The sequence below is a fragment of the Kaistia granuli DSM 23481 genome, assembly GCF_000380505.1.
Taxonomy (GTDB): domain Bacteria; phylum Pseudomonadota; class Alphaproteobacteria; order Rhizobiales; family Kaistiaceae; genus Kaistia; species Kaistia granuli.
The window spans coordinates 254,020-272,291 of the sequence record NZ_AQYH01000004.1 but is presented as its reverse complement, the minus strand read 5'-3'; the positions used below and the strand labels follow the sequence as shown (position 1 = coordinate 272,291).

Genomic DNA, 18,272 nt, shown 5'->3' with positions numbered 1-18,272 from the left:
TGCCGCGGCCATTCATGGTCACTCTGGCGCAAGAAGTCCCGAGATTTGCTCGGGCTATCCCGTTCCCGGACCTGCCGTGTCCTACCGCCGCCTACGCATATCCACCGCCGGCTGGATCGTCGGGATCGACCTATCGGCCCTGGTTCGTGCTGGCGAGATCGGTGGTACGGCGAGTTCTTCGAAGCAGCGGCAGTCCCGACCTGCGTCGATGCCAGGAGATCAGAAGCGGATATTCATGCCCATCTGAACCGAGTCCAACCGATGCTTGAACTCGTAGGTCCAGTTTGCAGGGTAGGCATCACCGTAGTTGAAGGTCGAACTGTCTTTGGAAAAGTTTGTGTGGGTGTATTCGGCGAACATCGATACGTGCTCACTGAGCCGATATTCGGCGCCCGCCCCCACCGCGACGCCTAAACGGCTGGCGTCGAGGCTGGCGTCAACAAGGTTCCAGCGTTCATCGACACTTGAGTAATTGAACTGCCCCAATGCCGGGCCAGCGTTGGCGTATACCAATATCCGGGGCTGGAGCAGATAGCCGATACGGGCAGAGAGTGTCGTAATGGCCACGGCGTTTGACGACACGACCTCATCAACCTTCAGAAAGTGGTCGCCATCGGATCCGGTCATCTCATGCCGCAGTCTTAGGCCCAGCACTGCCTTGCCCAGCTGCAGATCGGCGCCACCTTGCACAAAGCCATAGAAGTGCGTGCCGCCATAAGTCGCTGCCTGATACCCCGAAAATCCCAGCTGAGCCGGCGAATACTGATCCGTCTCCAAGTGACTGCCAGTCACCCCAAGTCCCATATAGAGGCCAGTCCACTGAGGGGGGACGTCGTCGGCGAAAGCGAGTGTCGAAGCCAGAATACCGAATGCCGTAGATGCGGCCGTCGCAAAGTGAAATCTCAAATCGAAACTCCTGCCGCGGCGCGGCCGCCGCGCCGTATGATATTCATGCCCCATTCGTATCGCTTGGAGCCGTTCTTATTCCGGCGGCGACTATGTCGAGCAACTAGTTGCGATTCAAGTATGCTTTCACTTGTCCAGAAGTATTGATCGGACCAATTCCGTCCTGCGAAACTGCAGGGTGAGACAAGCAGCGGGACCGAGATCTGCGCCGGCGGCCGCGCGGCCGCAAGCTGAATGCCGTGGGTTCAATTCCCAATTGCCCGCTGCAATAACTTCCCTCACGTGGAACCGGCATTTTCTGCGATCCGGACGCCAAGTCAGCCGTCAGGCCGGCGGTGCTAGCCCGATTTCGAATCATCGCGACACCCGATCGGTCCGCTTCCCAGCTGCACGGAAGCGACAGGGCGCGAACCATTCGCGGCGGTCCGGCCGGGGCGGCCAGCCCGCAGGCCTCGGCCTCGCTCCGGGCAAGCCTATGACGGCGATCACACTTTTGGTTCATTTCATCAGCTATACTGACCATAAGTTGGTATTCTCGATCCGCACTCCAGCGCAACCGCGCCGATCCGGTTCGAGCCGGTGCCGGCGACCGTTCCCTTCGGGACGGCCCCCCGATCAGACCGCTGATCGCTATCGAGAAGGAATTTCCATGGATCTGAAGAAGATCTGCGCCACCGCCCTGACGCTCACCTTCGCGGCCGCGGCCATGCCGGCGCAGGCCGCGCCGTTGCCGATCGTCAACCCGGGCAGCGCCCCGACGCTGCGGATCGACGCCCAGTTCAACCAGAACTGCCCGCCGCAGGGCTGCCGCCCCGGTCGTCCCGGATCGAACAACCCCGGCAAGCCCGGCCGTCCCGGGCCGAGCAATCCCAGCTGGGGCGGCCCCAGCCATGGCGGCCCGAACCACGGTGGCCCCGGACGTCCGGGCCATGGCGGTCCGGGTCGACCGGGTCAGGGCGGATGGAACGGTCCCGGCAAGCCGGGCTGGTCCGGCGGCCCGTCCCGTCCCGGCCATTGGCAGGGTCACCAGGGCTACCGCGATCCGCGCCCCGGCTATCGCCGCGGCAATGATGGCTGGTGGTATCCGCTGGCGGCCTTCGGAGTCGGCGCGCTGCTCGGCGGCGCCATCGCCAACCAGCCGCAGGAAGTCGCGCCGCCGCACCTCTCCAGCAATCACCTGCGCTGGTGCGAGGACCGCTACCGCTCCTACCGCGCCTCGGACAATTCGTTCCAGCCCTATGAAGGCCCGCGCCAGCAGTGCCGGTCGCCCTATAACTGAGCCGCGACGACACCGAAGTTCGAGAAGCCCGCTCCGGCGGGCTTCTTTTTGCCCTCCTTCGCCTTGGGCATGACAGCAGGACCCGGCCGTAGCAGGCTAGTCCCGGGCGGGAATGCCGGAATAGAAGTCCTCGCCGGCAAAGAGCTGGGCCATCGCCTCGTCGGAGCGGTCGAGGTGGCGCACGAGCAGTTGCACGGAGAGATCCGGATCGCGGGCCGCGAGCGCGTCGACGATGCCCTGGTGCTCGGCGAGCGTCGCATCCGCGCGCCCCATTTCCGGCAGCGCCATGAAGCGGGTGCGGTCGATCTGCGCCTTGGCGCCATCGATCATGCGCCAGAGCCGGGGGAAGCCGCTCAGATTGCAGATCGCCGCGTGGAAGCGGTCGTCGAGATCGATCAGCTCCTCGAAATCCTCGGCCTCCGCGGCGCGGCGCTGCTGGCGCAGCAGGAGCTCCAGCTCGTCCAGATTGGCCTGCGAGACATGCAGCGCGGCGCGACGGATGCCCTCGATCTCGAGCGCGCGGCGAATGATCCGCCCCTCTTCCCAGCGCAGCCGGTCTACCGGCGAGACATAGGTTCCCGCCTGCGGCCGGATCACCACCAGCCCGTCGGAGGCGAGCTGGCGGAACGCCTCGCGCAGCGGCGAACGGGAGATGTCGAAGCGCCGCGTCACCAGCGCCTCGGGGATCGGATCGCCGGGCAGCAGATGCCAGTGCGCGATCGCCCGGCGCAGCAGCGCATAGACCTGCTCGCCGATCGGCCGCGACCGGTCGATCACCGCATCGGCCGGGAACGGATTGTCGCCCGGCGGAAGCTCGGCGCCTGTCTGAGATTTTCTCCGCGACATCGCGATGGCCATTGACACCCCCAAACTAGGATCCTAGCATCTCACATCAATAAGACGCGTCGAACAACAACGTTTCGATCAAAGCGCCTAAATAAAAATAAGAAAATTCTCCCGGTTGGAAACACAACGCCAAGGTCACCACGCCACGCAGCAGACGAAAATTGATCAAAGTGATCATATCGCAGCATAGAACGCTGCGGTAGGATGACTATTGCCCTAAATCACCACCTTTCAATATTGAAATGACCACGCGCAGGCCGTCGATCTACTGATCGCCACGGAGCGACGTCGCATGCACTGACATGGAGGAAAAATGTCAGAGGGCTTTTCCGGACTCGGGATGCATCTCGGGAATCTTTCACTGCTGTCCAAGGCAAAGACCCGCTCGATCAGCCCGGAAAACTTCACCGGCGAGAAGGGCAAGGGCGGCATGGCGCTGGAAGGCACCGGCGCCAGCTGTGCCCGCGGCCTCGGCAAGGACGGCAGCGGCCTCGGTTGGAAGGTATCGCCCTCGATCCGTATGGAGGCGGGCGAAACGCGGGTCATCGCCGACATCGAGGGTCCCGGCGCGATCCAGCAGATCTGGCTGACGCCGGCCAATGTGCGTTGGCGCGACCTGATCCTCCGCATCTACTGGGACGGCCAGGAGCATCCCTCGGTCGAGAGCCCGCTCGGCGACTTCTTCTGCGCCGGCTGGAACCAGTATGCGCAGGTTTCCTCGCTCGCGGTCTGCGTCAATCCCGGCCGCGCCTTCAACTGCTACTGGGAAATGCCGTTCCGGAAGCACTGCCGGATCACGCTGGAAAACCGCGATCCGACCGACCACGCCATCGTTTACTACCAGATCAACTACACGCTGACCGAGGTTCCGGCCGACGCCGCCTATTTCCACGCACAGTTCCGCCGCACCAACCCGCTGCCCTTCAAGGAGGACTACGTCATCCTCGACGGCGTCAAGGGTCAGGGTCACTATGTCGGCACCTACATGGCCTGGGGCGTCAACAATGCCGGCTGGTGGGGTGAAGGCGAGATCAAGTTCTTCATGGATGGCGACAAGGAATACCCGACCATCTGCGGCACCGGCACGGAAGACTATTTCTGCGGCGCTTACAACTTCGACGGCGGCGTCGTCGACCCGACCATGACGAGCGAATACCGCGAGTTCACCACCGCCTATGCCGGCCTGCCGCAGGTGATCCGGCCGGACGGCACCTATCGCTCGCAGACCCGCTTCGGCATGTATCGCTGGCACATCATGGATCCGATCCGCTTCGAAAGTGATTTGAAGGTGACGATCCAAGCGCTGGGCTGGCGAACGGAGAAGAAGGACCGCCGCTACCTGCCGCTGCAGGACGACATCGCCTCGGTCGCCTTCTGGTACCAGACGATCCCGGCCTCGCCGTTCCCGCCGCTGCCGGATCGCGATTACCTCGAGATCATCTGAGGCCTCGCCCGGATCTTCTGCGGATGGCGGTCCGGTTGCTGGGACCGATCGCCATCCCGGTTCGCAAGAACCGCATCAAGCAAGCATTGCCGGGGCGCCACACCCCGGCAATGCCAGGCCGCCGCGGTCGCCGCCAGCGATTGCCGGCCTCTCGAGCCCGATGCAACAGGACGGGACCACCGCCCATGAGACTTCTCGGCCAGATCGCAACCCGATTGATCTCCTATGTACTGGTGATCGCCTTCGGCTTGACCGTGGTCTTCTTCGTACCGCGCTTCGCCCCCAATGACCCCGTCGAAGCGATGCTCGCCCAGGTCAGCTCGCAGGGCGCCTATATGGACGCGGCCCAGGCCGACGCCTTGCGAGCCTCGCTGACCGACGCCTTCGGCCTCAAGGGGTCGATGCTCACGCAATACTGGAACTTCATCAAGCGCATCGTTCTGACCGGTGATTTCGGTCCGTCGCTTGCCATGTATCCGACCCCGGTCAGCCAGTTGATCGCGCAGGCGCTGCCCTGGACCTTCGGGCTGCTGCTGTCGTCGACGCTGATCGCCTGGGTGCTCGGCAACTTCGTCGGCTTGTGGGCCGGCTGGCGTCCCAACCGCGCCTCGTCGCGGATCATGGAGGGGCTGGCGATCATCGTCTATCCGATCCCCTACTACATCCTCGCCCTCGTGCTCTCGATCCTGTTCTCCTACATCTGGCCGATCTTTCCCCTGACCGCCTCGGTGCATGGCGCGCCCTGGAGCTTCGCCTTCATCCGGAGCGTGATCTGGAACTCGTTCCTGCCGGCGCTCTCGATCGTGCTGGTGGTGTTCGGCTGGTGGGTGATCAGCGTCAAGGCGCAGACGACGCAGCTGGCCGAGGAAGAATTCGTCCGCTATTCGCGCCTGAAGGGCCTCGGCGACGGCCGCATCCTGACCCGCTACATCCTGCCCAACGCCATCCTGCCGCAGATCACCTTCCTCGCCTTGCAGATCGGACTGATGTTCAACGGCGCCATCGTCACGGAAATTCTGTTCGAATATCCGGGCCTCGGTCACCTGATCTACACGGCCGTGATCCAGGGCGACTACAACCTCCTCATGGGCACGATCAGCCTGTCGATCGTCGCGGTCGCCACCGCCACGATGATCATCGACCTGACCTACCCGCTCCTCGATCCACGCATCCGGGCGAGGTGATCATGCGCGCCTTCAAGCTTCCCAAGATCGGTTCGTTCCGGCTCGGCCTCGGCCTCGCTCTGCTCGCGATCTTCGTCATCCTCGGGCTGATCCTGCCCTGGTTCGCCCCGACCAACCCGCTCACCTGGTACAAGGCGCCGCGCAACCAGGGCGCCAGCTTCGCCCATCTGCTCGGCACCACCAATCTCGGCCAGGACATCTTCTGGCTCCTGACCTGGGCCCTGCACAACTCGCTGATCCTCGGCCTCACCGTCGCGTTCTTCTCGACGCTGATCGGCGTCTTCGCCGGGCTCGCGGCCGGCTATTCCGGCGGCTGGATCGACCGCATCCTCTCCTTCTTCATGGACGCGCTGCTCTGCATCCCGAGCCTGCCGATCCTGATCCTGCTCGCCGCCCTGTTCGGCGGCCAGCTGTCGCTGCCGCTGGTCGGCGTCGCCCTGGTGCTGTTCAACTGGCCCTATCCGGCCCGCCAGGTGCGAGCCGTGGCGCTGACCATGCGCGAGCGGGAGTTCATCAACGTCGCCTGGTTCTCCGGCGAGCCGCGCTACAAGATCCTCGGCCGCCACATCTTCCCCTATATCGCCGGCTGGTCGGCGGCCAACTTCATCAACACGGTGCTGGTCGGCATCGCCACCGAGACGAGCCTCGCCGTCATCGGCCTGTCGAGCGCGCAGCAGGCAACCATCGGCACGATGATCTACTGGGCGCTCAAATATCAGGCCCTTCTCGCCCAGCGTTATCTCTGGGTCGGCGCGCCGGTGCTCGCCATCGTGCTGATGTTCATCTCGCTCTTCCTGATTTCCTCGGGTCTCGCGATCCGCTCGGCAGCCCGGAGGATCGGCTGATGATCGAACTGAAGAATGTCCGCGCCGGCTACGGCACACCGGACAGCTTCGTCGCCGCCGTCGACGACGTCTCGCTGACGGTCAACGACAACGAGATCCTCGGCATCGCCGGCGAATCCGGCTGCGGCAAGTCCACCTTGATGCGCACGCTCTATGGCGACTTCTCCGGCGGCCTGAAGATGGCCGGCGGCCAGGTCACCGGCCGCTTCACCGATCCCGATAGCGGCCGCACGACGACGAGCGAGGCGAACCGGTTCCAGGACCTCTGGTGGGACGTGATGTCCTACGTGCCGCAGGGCTCGATGAGCGTGCTGAACCCGATCATGAAGATCGAGAAGCAGATCGTCGACGCGCTGCCGAAGCGCGAGAAGAAGGGCAGCAAGGCGGAACTGCGCCAGCGCATCGTCGAGTTCCTCGCCGGCTTCGGCCTGCCGGAAACCGTGCTCGACAGCTATCCGCACCAGCTTTCCGGCGGCATGCGGCAGCGCGTGCTGGTGGCGATCGCCGCCTTCGTGCGGCCGCGGCTGATCCTCGCCGACGAACCGACGACGGCGCTCGACGTCGTCGTGCAGAAGCGCATCCTGCTGATGCTGGTCGAGATCCAGCGGCGGCTGAAGAACACGCTGGTGCTGGTCTCGCATGATCTCGGCGTGCACTACCAGATCACCGACCGCATCGCGATCGCCTATGCCGGCAAGATCGTCGAGGTCGGGCCGACAGCCGAAGTTTTCGAAAGCCCGCGCAATCCCTATACGGAAGCGCTGATCGGCGCGCTGCCGCGCGTCGGCCAGAAGGGCGAGCGCGTCGGTCTCGAGGGCCGGCCGCCGAGCCTCGCCTCGCCGCCGGAAGGCTGCCGCTTCGCCGCGCGCTGCCCGGAGGCACAGGCGATCTGCCGCAAGGTCTCGCCGCCCCTCGCGGACAAGGCGCCGAACCATGCCTCCGCCTGTCACTTCCGCTGAGGGACCGAGCATGTCCGACAAGCCCGTTCTCGAAATCAACGCGCTCCGCAAGAACTACCGCGCCGGCGGTCTGTTCAGCGGCAAGCAGATCGCCGCCGTCGACGGCGTCAGCCTGACGCTCGATGCCAAGCCGCAGGTCTTCTCGATCGTCGGCGAATCCGGCTCCGGCAAGACGACGCTGGCGCGCATGATCCTGCGCCTGGTCGAGCCGACCAGCGGCGAGATCCGCCTCGGCGGCCGGCCGCTGACCGGCAAGCACAAGGACCGGATCGACGATTTCGAATTCCGCCGCCTGGTGCAGCCGATCTTCCAGAACCCGTTCGAGGCCTTCAGCGCCTATCTGCAGCTCGACAGCTATCTGATCGCCACGGCGCGCAATCTGAAGGTCGCCGACAATGACAAGGACGCCACCGAGATCGCCGAAGGCGCGTTGCGCTCGGTCGGGCTCTCCTTCGACCGCATTCGCGGCAAGTATATCCGCCAGTTCTCCGGCGGCGAGCTGCAGCGCATCTCGATCGCCCGTGCGCTGATCCCCAACCCGAAGCTCATCGTCGCCGACGAGCCGGTCTCGATGGTCGACGCCTCGCTGCGCATGAACATCGTCAACCTGTTCAAGACGATCAAGGAGGAAAAGGGCGTCTCCTTCGTCTATATCACCCACGATCTTTCGACGGCTTACTACCTCTCGGATACCGTGGTGATCATGAACAGGGGCCGCATCGTCGATGCCGGCGTACCGCAGGATATCCTCGCCAATCCGCGCGAGGACTATACGCGCGAGCTGATGGCCGCCATTCCGCGGCTGGGCGAGCGCTGGACCGAGATCGACCGGATCAAGGCCGACGCGCTGGCCCGCGACGCCGAGCCGCTGCGAGCGCGCGCATGAAAGGAACTACGGACGCCGAACGCGAGGAGCCGATGACAACAGCCCGGTTTCCAGAGCCAGACACAAGAGCGCGGTTTCGCGCGCCGACGTCCGACTGCCTGACTGCACACCACAATCGAGGAGGAAACGCATGACCGAGACGATCCGGAAACCACGCCGCGGCGGCATCGCCGTTCTGGGTGCCGCCCTTTTCATGGCGAGCACCATGCTGACGGCGGCGCCCGCCTTCAGCCAGGAAATGACCGATGTCGGCACGCCGCGCGATCAGACGCTGATCGTCGACATGCTGAACGCCCGCGTCTCCAATCCGGGCACGATGAACCCCTACCAGCAGGGCGTCACCATCAATCACGGCTATCATCAGATGGCCTCGGCCCTGATGTGGGACATCGACACGGCCTCGGGCAAGCAGATCCCCGATCTCGCCGCCGCCATGCCGGAGCCGCTCAACAAGGAATACACCAAGTTCCGCGTCAAGCTGCGCGAGGGCCTGAACTGGAGCGACGGCAAGCCGTTCACCGCCGATGACGTGGTGTTCACGGCGGACATGATCGCCAAGACCGACTCGATCGCCTACAGCGCCGCCTTCAAGGCCGCGATCAAGGGCTTCACCAAGATCGACGATCACACGATCGAGATCGAGACCACCAAGCCGACGCCGCGCCTCACCCTGGTGCTCGGCTCGCTGATCTACGGCAACCCCTTCCACGTCGTGCCCAAGCACATCTGGGAAAAGGAAGACCCGGCAACCTTCACCAACTTCCCGCCCGTCACGATCAGTGCCTACAAATACAAGAGCTCGGATCCGAACGGCTCGTGGTTCCTGTGGGAGAAGCGCGACGACTGGAAGAACTCCGACATCGGCCAGATCGTCGGCGAGCCGAAGGCGCAATACGTCCTGTTCCGCTCCTATGGCACCGAGGAAAAGCGCGTCCTCGCCATGGCGCAGAACCAGATGGACATCCTAACGGACATCTCGCCGGAAAGCCTCGACATCCTGCAGAAGCAGAATCCGAAGGTGAAGGCGTGGTTCGGCGGCTTCCCCTATGCCAATCTCGACGATCCGTGCGAGCGCGGCATCCACTTCAACACCTCGAAGCCGCCCTATGACAAGGCGGAGACCCGCTGGGCCCTGGCGCTCGCCATGAACCTGCAGCAGGCCTCGATCGCCACCTTCTCCGGCATGCTGCGCGCCTCGCCGCTCGCCCTGCCGCCGACCAAGGTGCTGATGGACACCTATCACAAGCCGATGGTGCCCTGGCTGAAGGAGTTCGCGCTCGCCGACGGCTACAAGCCGTTCGATCCGGACTACGCGATCAAGATCGGCGAACAGCTGCGCTCGGAAGGCGTCGAGGCGATCCCGACCGATCCCGACCAGCTGCGCGACCTGCTCGGCGTCGGCTGGTGGAAGTTCGATCCCGAACAGGCCACCAAGATGCTGGAAGCCCAGGGCTTCAAGAAGCAGGGCGACAAGTGGATGACGCCGGAAGGCAAGCCCTGGGTGATCAACATCCTGGCGCCGGCCGATTTCGAGGTGCAGTCGCAGCGCCTCGCCTTCGCCGCCGCCAATGAATGGGCAGCCTTCGGCATCGACGCCAAGGTGCAGCAGATGCAGGGCGGGCCGTTCTTCACGGCCGAGAATACCGGCGACTACGAAGTCGGTTCCTATTGGGGCGCCTCGTGCGGCATCGTGCCGGATCCGTTCGTCCGCCTCGAAGGCTGGCACAAGGACTATGTCCGCCCGAACGGCACCGCTGCCTCGTCGAACCAGGGCCGCTATGTCGACGACGTGCTCTCCGCCAAGATCGACACGCTGCGCTCGATCCCGGCCGACGACCCGCAGGTCGTGCCGCTCGGCACGGAGATGCTGAAGGATCTGGTCAAGGGCCTGCCCTCGATCGAGATGTTCGGCACCTCGAAGTTCGTGCCGGTCAACGAAACCTACTGGAAGAACTACCCGAGCGCCGACAACTACTATGAAGGCCCGTGGTGGTGGTGGTCGAACTTCAAGTTCATCGCCGCCAAGATCGAGCCGAACAAGGGCTGATCCACAGCATTGGATAGAACCGGATCCGGGGGGCGCGAGTCTCCCGGATTTTTTGTTTGGCATTGCCTCTAGGTCGTCCTCCCCGCCCAGGCGGGGATCCATTCAGCCGAAGCCTTTGCCGAACCGGCCTCCCAAAACCCGGATGCATGGATCCCCGCCCGCGCGGGGATGACGGCGGCAATCTTGGCGAGGCCGGCCGGCGGATACCCCTGTGATCAGGCAATAGGGCATTCGAGCCCCTTCGCCTCAGTTCCGGAGCACGACGCAGCTGCCGCCGACCTTCTGCAGCGACTGGCAGAACTGGTTCGCCTCGCGCAGCGTGTCGGCCGGCAACCGGACGCGATAGAAGGCCCGCCTTCCCCTGCCCGCTCCGCGCTTGCCGAGGATCAGCGTCGGCTTGCCCTCCAGCAGCGCGGGATAGCGCGCCACCTGGCGGTGATAGGAGGCGATCGCCCGGCTCTTGGAGAAATTGCCGGAAAGCTGCACGCCGAACGGCGCGTAGGCGCCCTCGATCAGCGACGGCGCATAGCTTCGGATCGCCGCCACCAGCGTCACGCAATCCTTCTCCCTCGCTTCGGCTGCCCTGGCCGCCTCGCGGACGGCGGCCGATTTCGGATCGGCGAGCTTCGCCTCGGCCTGCTTCGGCTTGGGCGCCGTCACGGCGCCGCCCTTGGGCGGCAGCACCTCGACCGCGCCGGTATTCCAGTCGGAAACACTACGGCCGGTGATGAAGGCGACATAGTCCTCGGTCTCGATCGGCAGATAGCCGCCGCTGTCGATCCATTTCGCCAGCCGCGTCGGGCCGGCATTGTAGGCTGCAGCGGCGAGGCCCAAATTCCCAAACCGGTTCTTCAGCGATTTCAGATATTTGGCCGAGGCGGGAATCGCCAGTTCTGGATCGAACGGATCGTCCAGCCCCTGCTCGTCCGCCGTACCGGGCATGAACTGGGCGATGCCCTGCGCGCCGGCGCTGCTGGTGACATGGGGGCGGAAGCTCGACTCGCGCCAGATCAGCCTTGTGAAGTAATCGCGCGGCAGGCCATGCGCGTCAGCCGCCGTCTCGATCAGCCGGCAGATCGTTTGCACCGTCGTCTCCTCGGCCGCGCGAGCGGCGGAGGGCATCTGGATGGCTGCCAGCAGCAGGACGGGCAGCCAGCGAATAGCGGGAGGCAGTCGAAACATCCGAACCAACCTCCCCGCCCGCTCAGACATAGGCCGAAGGATGCTTCTGCGCGAAGCCGAGATGACCGCGCAGCTTTTCCAAAAGGTCCGCCGCCGCCTCTGTCACCGGCGTGCCGGGCGGGAATATCGCGGCGGCGCCGGCCTGCATCAGCGCTTCGAAATCCTGCGGCGGGATCACGCCGCCGACGACGATCATGATGTCCGGCCGGCCCTGCCGCGCCAGTTCCGCCTTCAGTTCCGGCACCAGCGTCAGATGGCCTGCGGCGAGCGACGAGACGCCGACGACATGCACCTGCTCGGATATCGCGTGCGCGGCGACCTCTTCCGGCGAAGCGAAGAGCGGGCCGATGACGACGTCGAAGCCGATATCGGCGAAGGCGGTGGCGATCACCTTCTGACCGCGGTCATGGCCGTCCTGGCCCATCTTGGCGACGAGAATGCGGGGCGCCCGGCCCTCGTCATGGGTGAACTCGGAGACCAGCGCGGCCAGACGCTCGATCGACGCGCCGTGCTCGCCAAACCCTTCGCGGTAGACGCCGGAATTGACCTTGATCACCGCCTTGTGGCGCTTCCACGCCTTTTCCAGCGCGGTCGAGATCTCGCCGACGGTTGCCTTGGCGCGGCCGGCGTCGACGGCGAGCGCCAGCAAATTGCCCTCGCCGGAGCGCGCCGAAGCGGCGAGCGCCTCGAGGCTCGCGGCCACCGCGGCGGGATCGCGCTCGGCGCGGAGCCGCGCCAATTTCTCGATCTGCTGCGCACGGACGGAGGAATTGTCGACCTTGAGCACATCAATCGCCGGCTCGTCGTCGAGGCGGTATTTGTTGACGCCGACCACAGTCTGCTGGCCTGAATCGATGCGGGCCTGGGTCTTGGCGGCGGCTTCCTCGATACGGAGCTTCGGGATGCCGGCCTCAATCGCCTTCGCCATGCCGCCGAGCTTCTCGACCTCGTCGATATGCGCCATGGCGCGGGCAGCGAGCTCGGCCGTCAGCGCCTCGACATAATAGGAGCCGCCCCAGGGATCGATGATCCGCGTCGTGCCGCTCTCCTGCTGCAGGAAGATCTGCGTGTTACGGGCGATGCGGGCGGAGAAATCGGTCGGCAGCGCCAGCGCCTCATCGAGCGCGTTGGTGTGCAGCGACTGGGTATGGCCCTGCGTCGCCGCCATCGCCTCAACCGTGGTGCGGATGACGTTGTTGTAGACGTCCTGCGCGGCGAGCGACCAACCGGAGGTCTGGCAATGGGTGCGGAGCGCCAGCGACTTCTCGTTCTTCGGTTCGAACTGCTTCACCAGCTTCGCCCAGATCAGGCGCGCGGCCCGCATCTTGGCGACTTCCATGAAGAAGTTCATGCCGATCGCCCAGAAAAACGACAGTCGCGGTGCGAACTGGTCGATGTCGAGGCCGGCCTTCAACCCGGCGCGGATATATTCGACGCCGTCGGCGAGCGTATAGGCGAGCTCCAGATCCTGCGTCGCGCCCGCTTCCTGCATGTGATAGCCGGAAATCGAGATCGAGTTGAACTTCGGCATATGCTGCGAGGTATAGGCGAAGATGTCGGAGATGATCCGCATCGACGGTTCCGGCGGGTAGATATAGGTATTGCGGACCATGAACTCCTTGAGAATATCGTTCTGGATCGTGCCGGAAAGCTTCTCCGGCGGCACGCCCTGCTCCTCGGCGGCGACGATATAGAGCGCCAGGATCGGCAGCACGGCGCCGTTCATCGTCATCGACACGCTCATCCTGTCGAGCGGGATGCCGGAGAACAGCGTGCGCATGTCGTAGATCGAGTCGATCGCCACGCCCGCCATGCCGACATCGCCGGCGACGCGCGGATGGTCGCTGTCATAGCCGCGATGGGTGGCGAGATCGAAGGCGACGGAAAGACCCTTCTGGCCGGCGGCGAGATTGCGCCGATAGAAGGCGTTCGAATCCTCGGCCGTGGAGAAGCCCGCATATTGGCGGATCGTCCAGGGCTGGTTCACATACATGGTCGGATACGGCCCGCGCAGGAACGGCGCCGTGCCGGGGAAGCTGTCGATGGCCTCCCGCCCGTCGCGGTCGGCGGCCGTATAGAGCGGCTTCACCGCAATCTCTTCCGGCGTCAGCCAGGGTGCGCCATCCGCCTCGGGCGCCAGGGCCACGTCGGCGAAGGGAACCGTCGCAAAATCGGGTATGCGGCTCATTTCACTGCCTCGTCGATCCCGTCGAGCAACAGGCCCGGATACTCGGTTGCGTCGCAGCCGACATAGAGGAATGCTACGACGCCGGCATGGCGATAGGCGGTCTCGCGTTCGCCCGGCCGGCCCGCCAGCACGACAGGGCCGACGCCGGCAGCCTTGAGGCGACGCGCCGCTTCCTCGGCGAGCGTCTCGCCCTCATAGACCGCATGGCCGGTCTCGCGCTCATAGACTTCGTCGGACGAGCAAAGGCAGACGGCATCGGCCTTGGCCACGAGCGCCGCCTCGACCAGCGCGTCGACATGGAGAAAGCCGTCATTCATGGGTGCTGCGATGCCCGAGGCCTCGAACAGGTCCCTGGCGAAGCCGGCGCGGGCGGCGAAGGCGGCGGGCGGACCGAGATTGGCGAGGAAGACATGAGGCCGGCTCCCGCGTCGCGCCTCGATCGCCTCGCCGCGGTCGCGCAGGCGCTCGAACGGTTCGGCCGTGCGGCGCGGGACGATGCGGGCGGGGTCGGCCGCAGGCGCATGCGCCGGTGCCGACGCCGCCAGCACGGATACCGGCGCTTCGGCGAGGTCCGGATAGGCGCTGGTGCCGGTGATCGGCAGCTTGCGGCGGCGGATATCGCGCTCGCGCTTGTCGGCGACGGCGGCGATCTCTCGCGCCACGAAGCCGCTCGCAAGCGCCGTAGCGAGGCCGCCTTCCGCCTCAATCTTCTGGAAGATCGCCCAGGCCTTCTCGCAGAGCGCGTCGGTGAGCGCATCGAAGCCGCCGGCGCCGCCGGCCGGGTCGACGACATGGCCGAGGCCGGCTTCCTCGATCAGGATCGTCTGCGTGTTGCGGGCGATGCGGCGGGCATCGGCGTCCGGCAGGCCGAGCGCGAGGGTGAAGGGCAGCACCGTGACGCTGTCGGCCCCGCCGAGGCCGGCGGAAAATGCTGCGACCGTGCTGCGCAGCAAATTCACATGCGGATCGCGCCGGGTGAGCATCCGGAAGCTCGTCTCCGCATCGAGCCGGATCGGCCGGGGATCGAGGCCGCACGCCGTCTCGACCCGCGCCCAGAGCCGGCGCAGCGCCCGGAACTTGGCGATTCCGAGAAATTCGTCGGCATCCGCCGCGAGCAGGAAGCCGATCCGCCGCCGCGCGGCATCGAGCGCCACGCCGCGCGCCTCGAGGCCGCGAAGATAAGCGACACCACTCGCAAGGATCAGGGCGAGCTCCTGCGCCTCCGACGCGCCGGCGTCATGCCAGATCCGCGCATCGGCACGCAGGATCCGGCTCGCCGCGTCGGCGCCGAACGATCGGGCCAGTTCGGCGGCCGCGTCGAGCATCGGTTCCACGACGCCGGCATCGCCCTCGATCGCGAAAACCGAGAGCGGATCGAGGCCAAAATCGAGGTCGAGGCTGTCGAGGTCGAGGCCCTGTGCCCGGACGAGATCGAGCAGGCCGCGCGCCGCCTCGGCGGCGACAGCTCCGGCTTCGAGACGCAGCGAGATCAGGTCGATCATCACGCCATCGAGCGCGCGGGCGAGCGTGTCGGGGTCAATTTCCGCGAGACCAAAACCGCGCGCCGAAGGCGCATCGGCGAACACCAGCGCCAGACCGGACGCGCCATGGGCGAGATCGTCGAGCGCCTGCGTCCGCGCCGCCTCGGCATCGGGAAGATCGATGCGCTGCGTGTTGCGCCACGCTCCGGCCCCGGCCCGCGCCGGCCGCGCCCGCTTGCCCTCCGCCTTGGCATAGAGCGGCTCGATGCGGATGCCGTCCGCCGTGCGGGAAACCAGCTTCGCCTCGAAATCCGCGCCCTTCAGGGCCTTGACCGCCAGCTGGTGCCATTCGGCCTCGCTGGCCAGGCGGAACTCGGATGCGGCCTGCGCCTTGGTCTGCGCCTTGGTCATCGCCTCGTTGATCCTTCCCGTTCGATGGCGTGGCATCGCCATCCAAGGCTGCCAGATCCAGCCCATGGATAGGCCTCGTCGCGCCGCGGTTCAACGGGTGAGACGGTCGCGGGCGCCCTCAGACTGGAACGAAACCAATGTTTGCGAATTGATCGGTCAGATGAGTAAGCTTTCGTGCGGCCAAGACATTATTCGAAAGGATGATCTCGCCTTGACCAGTTTCCTCGCCAAATTCTGCGGCGGCACGCTGACCGCCGCCTTGCTGGCCTCCACGCCGCTTCCGGCGATGGCGGCCCCGGTGCTCGTCGTGCCGGAAATCGCTGCCAGTCCGACCTCGAATATCATCGACGTCCGGCATGGCGGCCCGCACCGCAACGACTACATGCGTCGCCCAGGCTACCGGCCCGGGTATCGCCCGGGCTATCGGCCCGGCTATCATCCCGGTTACCGACCCGGCTACCGGCCCGGCTACTGGAACGGCCATTACGGCTACCGCTACCAGCGGCCCGGCTACCGCTACTACAATGGCTGGTGGTATCCGCTCGCCGCCTTCGGCGTCGGCGCGGCCGTGGGTTCCGTCATCGCGCAGCCGACCTATCGTGGCGGCTATACGGCGGCCCACTATCAGTGGTGCGAGAATCGCTACCGGTCCTACCGGGCTTCGGACAACACCTTCCAGCCCTATAACGGACCGCGCCAGCAGTGCTACTCGCCCTACGACTAGGGTCCGCAGCCCGCGGTCAACAGGCACAAGGCCCGCCTCGGCGGGCCTTGTCATGTCTGCCAACATCTACCCTTGGCGACGATCGGACACCGGCGCTGGAATCGGAGCCAAGAAAAAGGCCCGCCGAACGGCGGGCCTCAAATCATGTGTGGGGCTTCGCCCTTATTCGACGTGCGATTCCAGGAACCAGAGCGCCTTGTCGAGGCTGCGCGAATAGGCCGTCAGGATGTCGGTGGTGTCGGCGTCGCCGATATCGTCGGCCTTGTCGATACCCTTGCGGACCTCGTTGGCGACATGGGCATAGCGCTCGATCAGCTGCGCCAGATGATCCTTGATCTTGGATATCTCGGTCGGATAGGGCGCGAGCTTGGTGGATGCCGCCACCGTCTGGCTGGTGCCAAGCGCGAAGCCGCCGAGCTGCACGGCGCGTTCCGCCACCGTGTCGGCATGGCCGTCGATCTCGGTCCGGAAGCCGTCCAGCATCTCGTGGATGGCAATGAACTGCAGGCCCTTCAGGTTCCAGTGCGCCTGCTTGGTGACCAGCGCCAGATCGATGCTGTCCGCAAGGATCGCGTTCAGCAATTCGATGGCCGCCGTCTTGGTATTGGACTTCAGATCGATCGCGGTCTTTCTGGGCGGCATCGCACTCTCCTTGGATGGATGATTCAAAGGCATATTCGGACAATGCGTCCGGCGCGGCAAGGATCCGTCGAGAGCGCCGGACGCGTTGTCGCAGCCGGCCCCGGCGATCGCCGCCAGCGCAGATTTCCCACCACCGCCATCGCTGGCGTCTGGCAGTGGCGGACCACCTGCGCTAGGACCGTCACGCTGGGTAGGATGTCGAAGAGGACCTCATGAAAACTGTGATCTGCGTGGAGCCGGGCAAGCTGGAATTCGTCGAGCGGCCCGAACCGGAGGCGCCCGCGGCCGGCTTCGCTGTCGTCGACATCAAGCATGTCGGCATTTGCGGCACCGACTATCACATCTTCGAAGGCAAGCACCCCTTCCTCGAATATCCCCGCGTCATGGGCCACGAGCTGTCCGGCGTCGTCTCGGCGGTCGGCGAAGGCGTCGCGCTCGCGGTCGGCACGCCGGTCGTCATCAACCCCTATATCGCCTGCGGCCATTGCGTCGCCTGCCGCAAGAACAAGCCGAACTGCTGCACGGCGGTGCGCGTGCTCGGCGTCCACACCGATGGCGGCATGGCCGAGAAGATCGTCATGCCGGCCGGCAATCTCTACCCGGCCGAGGGCCTGTCGCTACGCGACGCGGCCATGGTCGAGTTCCTGGCGATCGGCGCCCATGCCGTCCGTCGTTCGCAGCCGGAAGGCGGCCGCGCGCTCGTCGTCGGCATCGGCCCGATTGGCCTCGGCGTCGCCATCTTCGCCCGCATCGCCGGCCTGGAGGTGACGCTGCTCGACGCCAGCGAGGAGCGCCTCGCCTTCGCCCGCGACACGCTCGGCTTCGAAAAGTCGGCGCTGACCGGCCCGGACGCCCAGCAAGAGCTGATGGCCGGCACCGGCGGCGAGGGCTTCGACGTCGTCTACGACGCCACCGGCAACGCGCAGGCGATCGAGGCCGGCTTCGCGCTGGTCGCGCATGGCGGCGCCTATGTTCTGGTCTCGATCGTCAAGGACCGGATCTCGTTCTCGGATCCCGAGTTCCACAAGCGCGAGATGATGCTGATCGGCAGCCGCAACGCCACCAAGGTCGATTTCGACCATGTCGTCGCCTCGATCAAGGCAGGCAAGGTTCCGCTCGACGCGCTCGCCACCCACCGCACCACGCTCGACCGGATGGTGACCGACATGCCGCTCTGGAGCCATGACAAGCGCGGCCTGATCAAGGCGCTCATCGAGGTCTGATTTCGTCCCACTCTCGTTTTGACAG

The 18,272-nt window shown here is 65.5% G+C and carries 15 protein-coding genes; 9 read left to right on the top strand and 6 right to left on the bottom strand.

The features are described 5' to 3' along the window. Positions 1–219: 219 nt before the first annotated feature. Positions 220–960, bottom strand: coding sequence for an outer membrane protein (locus G342_RS0105165; protein WP_083931091.1), 741 nt, complete (start codon positions 958–960; stop codon positions 220–222). 589 nt (positions 961–1,549) lie between these two features. On the opposite strand from G342_RS0105165, the gene G342_RS25600 reads away from it, so the two are divergent. After that, positions 1,550–2,185 (top strand): BA14K family protein, encoded by a 636-nt coding sequence (locus G342_RS25600; protein WP_026304140.1) that lies wholly within the window; start codon positions 1,550–1,552, stop codon positions 2,183–2,185. Positions 2,186–2,281: 96 nt separating this feature from the next. On the opposite strand, the gene G342_RS23295 is transcribed toward G342_RS25600, so the two are convergent. Further along, the gene (locus tag G342_RS23295; protein WP_018182042.1) at positions 2,282–3,043 is read right to left on the bottom strand and encodes a GntR family transcriptional regulator; all 762 of its coding nucleotides are present in this window, start codon (positions 3,041–3,043) and stop codon (positions 2,282–2,284) included. Between the two features lie 328 nt (positions 3,044–3,371). On the opposite strand from G342_RS23295, the gene G342_RS0105150 reads away from it, so the two are divergent. The 6 genes from G342_RS0105150 to G342_RS0105125 all read left to right on the top strand — a co-directional run bounded on the left by G342_RS0105150 (position 3,372) and on the right by G342_RS0105125 (position 10,396). After that, positions 3,372–4,475 (top strand): glycoside hydrolase family 172 protein, encoded by a 1,104-nt coding sequence (locus G342_RS0105150; protein WP_018182041.1) that lies wholly within the window; start codon positions 3,372–3,374, stop codon positions 4,473–4,475. A 185-nt stretch (positions 4,476–4,660) separates the two neighbouring features. Beyond that, positions 4,661–5,659, top strand: coding sequence for an ABC transporter permease (locus tag G342_RS0105145; protein ID WP_018182040.1), 999 nt, complete (start codon positions 4,661–4,663; stop codon positions 5,657–5,659). Between the two features lie 2 nt (positions 5,660–5,661). Then, positions 5,662–6,504, top strand: a complete 843-nt coding sequence (locus G342_RS0105140; protein WP_051094120.1) for an ABC transporter permease — start codon at positions 5,662–5,664, stop codon at positions 6,502–6,504. Next, positions 6,504–7,463 (top strand): ABC transporter ATP-binding protein, encoded by a 960-nt coding sequence (locus G342_RS0105135; RefSeq protein ID WP_018182038.1) that lies wholly within the window; start codon positions 6,504–6,506, stop codon positions 7,461–7,463. Before G342_RS0105140 ends, G342_RS0105135 begins: the two co-directional genes overlap by 1 nt. 10 nt (positions 7,464–7,473) lie before the next feature. Then, entirely contained in the window at positions 7,474–8,349 is an 876-nt protein-coding gene (locus G342_RS0105130; RefSeq protein WP_018182037.1) for an ABC transporter ATP-binding protein, read from the top strand. A 130-nt stretch (positions 8,350–8,479) separates the two neighbouring features. Beyond that, complete coding sequence (locus tag G342_RS0105125) at positions 8,480–10,396, top strand: ABC transporter substrate-binding protein (RefSeq protein WP_018182036.1); 1,917 nt, start codon at positions 8,480–8,482, stop codon at positions 10,394–10,396. A gap of 246 nt (positions 10,397–10,642) precedes the next feature. Here the strand turns inward: G342_RS0105125 and G342_RS0105120 are convergent, their stop codons facing one another. The 3 genes from G342_RS0105120 to G342_RS23290 are packed head-to-tail and all read right to left on the bottom strand — an operon-like array spanning position 10,643 to position 15,658. Continuing rightward, a complete protein-coding gene (locus G342_RS0105120; RefSeq protein WP_018182035.1) occupies positions 10,643–11,578 on the bottom strand; it encodes a lytic transglycosylase domain-containing protein in 936 nt (311 codons plus the stop codon). 22 nt (positions 11,579–11,600) lie between these two features. Continuing rightward, a complete protein-coding gene (gene scpA / locus G342_RS0105115; RefSeq protein WP_018182034.1) occupies positions 11,601–13,766 on the bottom strand; it encodes a methylmalonyl-CoA mutase in 2,166 nt (721 codons plus the stop codon). Next, on the bottom strand, positions 13,763–15,658 hold the full coding sequence (locus G342_RS23290; protein WP_018182033.1) for a methylmalonyl-CoA mutase subunit beta: 1,896 nt from the start codon (positions 15,656–15,658) through the stop codon (positions 13,763–13,765). Before G342_RS23290 ends, scpA begins: the two co-directional genes overlap by 4 nt. 211 nt (positions 15,659–15,869) lie before the next feature. Here G342_RS23290 and G342_RS0105105 point away from each other — a divergent pair, with 211 nt between their 5' ends. Beyond that, a complete protein-coding gene (locus G342_RS0105105; protein ID WP_018182032.1) occupies positions 15,870–16,382 on the top strand; it encodes a BA14K family protein in 513 nt (170 codons plus the stop codon). Between the two features lie 162 nt (positions 16,383–16,544). Here G342_RS0105105 and dps read toward each other — a convergent pair whose 3' ends face one another. Continuing rightward, on the bottom strand, positions 16,545–17,024 hold the full coding sequence (dps, locus tag G342_RS0105100; RefSeq protein WP_018182031.1) for a DNA starvation/stationary phase protection protein Dps: 480 nt from the start codon (positions 17,022–17,024) through the stop codon (positions 16,545–16,547). Between the two features lie 212 nt (positions 17,025–17,236). Between dps and G342_RS0105095 the strand changes: the two genes are divergently transcribed. Next, positions 17,237–18,247, top strand: coding sequence for a zinc-binding alcohol dehydrogenase family protein (locus tag G342_RS0105095; protein WP_018182030.1), 1,011 nt, complete (start codon positions 17,237–17,239; stop codon positions 18,245–18,247). Positions 18,248–18,272: the final 25 nt, after the last annotated feature.

Excerpts from the sequence above, each read along its gene's own strand:
- scpA (WP_018182034.1), bottom strand. The coding sequence starts at position 13,766 with ATGAGCCGCATACCCGATTTTGCGACGGTTCCCTTCGCCGACGTGGCC.
- G342_RS0105140 (WP_051094120.1), top strand. The coding sequence starts at position 5,662 with ATGCGCGCCTTCAAGCTTCCCAAGATCGGTTCGTTCCGGCTCGGCCTC.
- G342_RS0105145 (WP_018182040.1), top strand. The coding sequence starts at position 4,661 with ATGAGACTTCTCGGCCAGATCGCAACCCGATTGATCTCCTATGTACTG.
- G342_RS0105125 (WP_018182036.1), top strand. The coding sequence starts at position 8,480 with ATGACCGAGACGATCCGGAAACCACGCCGCGGCGGCATCGCCGTTCTG.
- G342_RS0105135 (WP_018182038.1), top strand. The coding sequence starts at position 6,504 with ATGATCGAACTGAAGAATGTCCGCGCCGGCTACGGCACACCGGACAGC.
- G342_RS0105120 (WP_018182035.1), bottom strand. The coding sequence starts at position 11,578 with ATGTTTCGACTGCCTCCCGCTATTCGCTGGCTGCCCGTCCTGCTGCTG.
- G342_RS0105130 (WP_018182037.1), top strand. The coding sequence starts at position 7,474 with ATGTCCGACAAGCCCGTTCTCGAAATCAACGCGCTCCGCAAGAACTAC.
- dps (WP_018182031.1), bottom strand. The coding sequence starts at position 17,024 with ATGCCGCCCAGAAAGACCGCGATCGATCTGAAGTCCAATACCAAGACG.
- G342_RS0105165 (WP_083931091.1), bottom strand. The coding sequence starts at position 960 with ATGGGGCATGAATATCATACGGCGCGGCGGCCGCGCCGCGGCAGGAGT.
- G342_RS0105095 (WP_018182030.1), top strand. The coding sequence starts at position 17,237 with ATGAAAACTGTGATCTGCGTGGAGCCGGGCAAGCTGGAATTCGTCGAG.
- G342_RS23295 (WP_018182042.1), bottom strand. The coding sequence starts at position 3,043 with ATGGCCATCGCGATGTCGCGGAGAAAATCTCAGACAGGCGCCGAGCTT.
- G342_RS0105150 (WP_018182041.1), top strand. The coding sequence starts at position 3,372 with ATGCATCTCGGGAATCTTTCACTGCTGTCCAAGGCAAAGACCCGCTCG.
- G342_RS23290 (WP_018182033.1), bottom strand. The coding sequence starts at position 15,658 with ATGACCAAGGCGCAGACCAAGGCGCAGGCCGCATCCGAGTTCCGCCTG.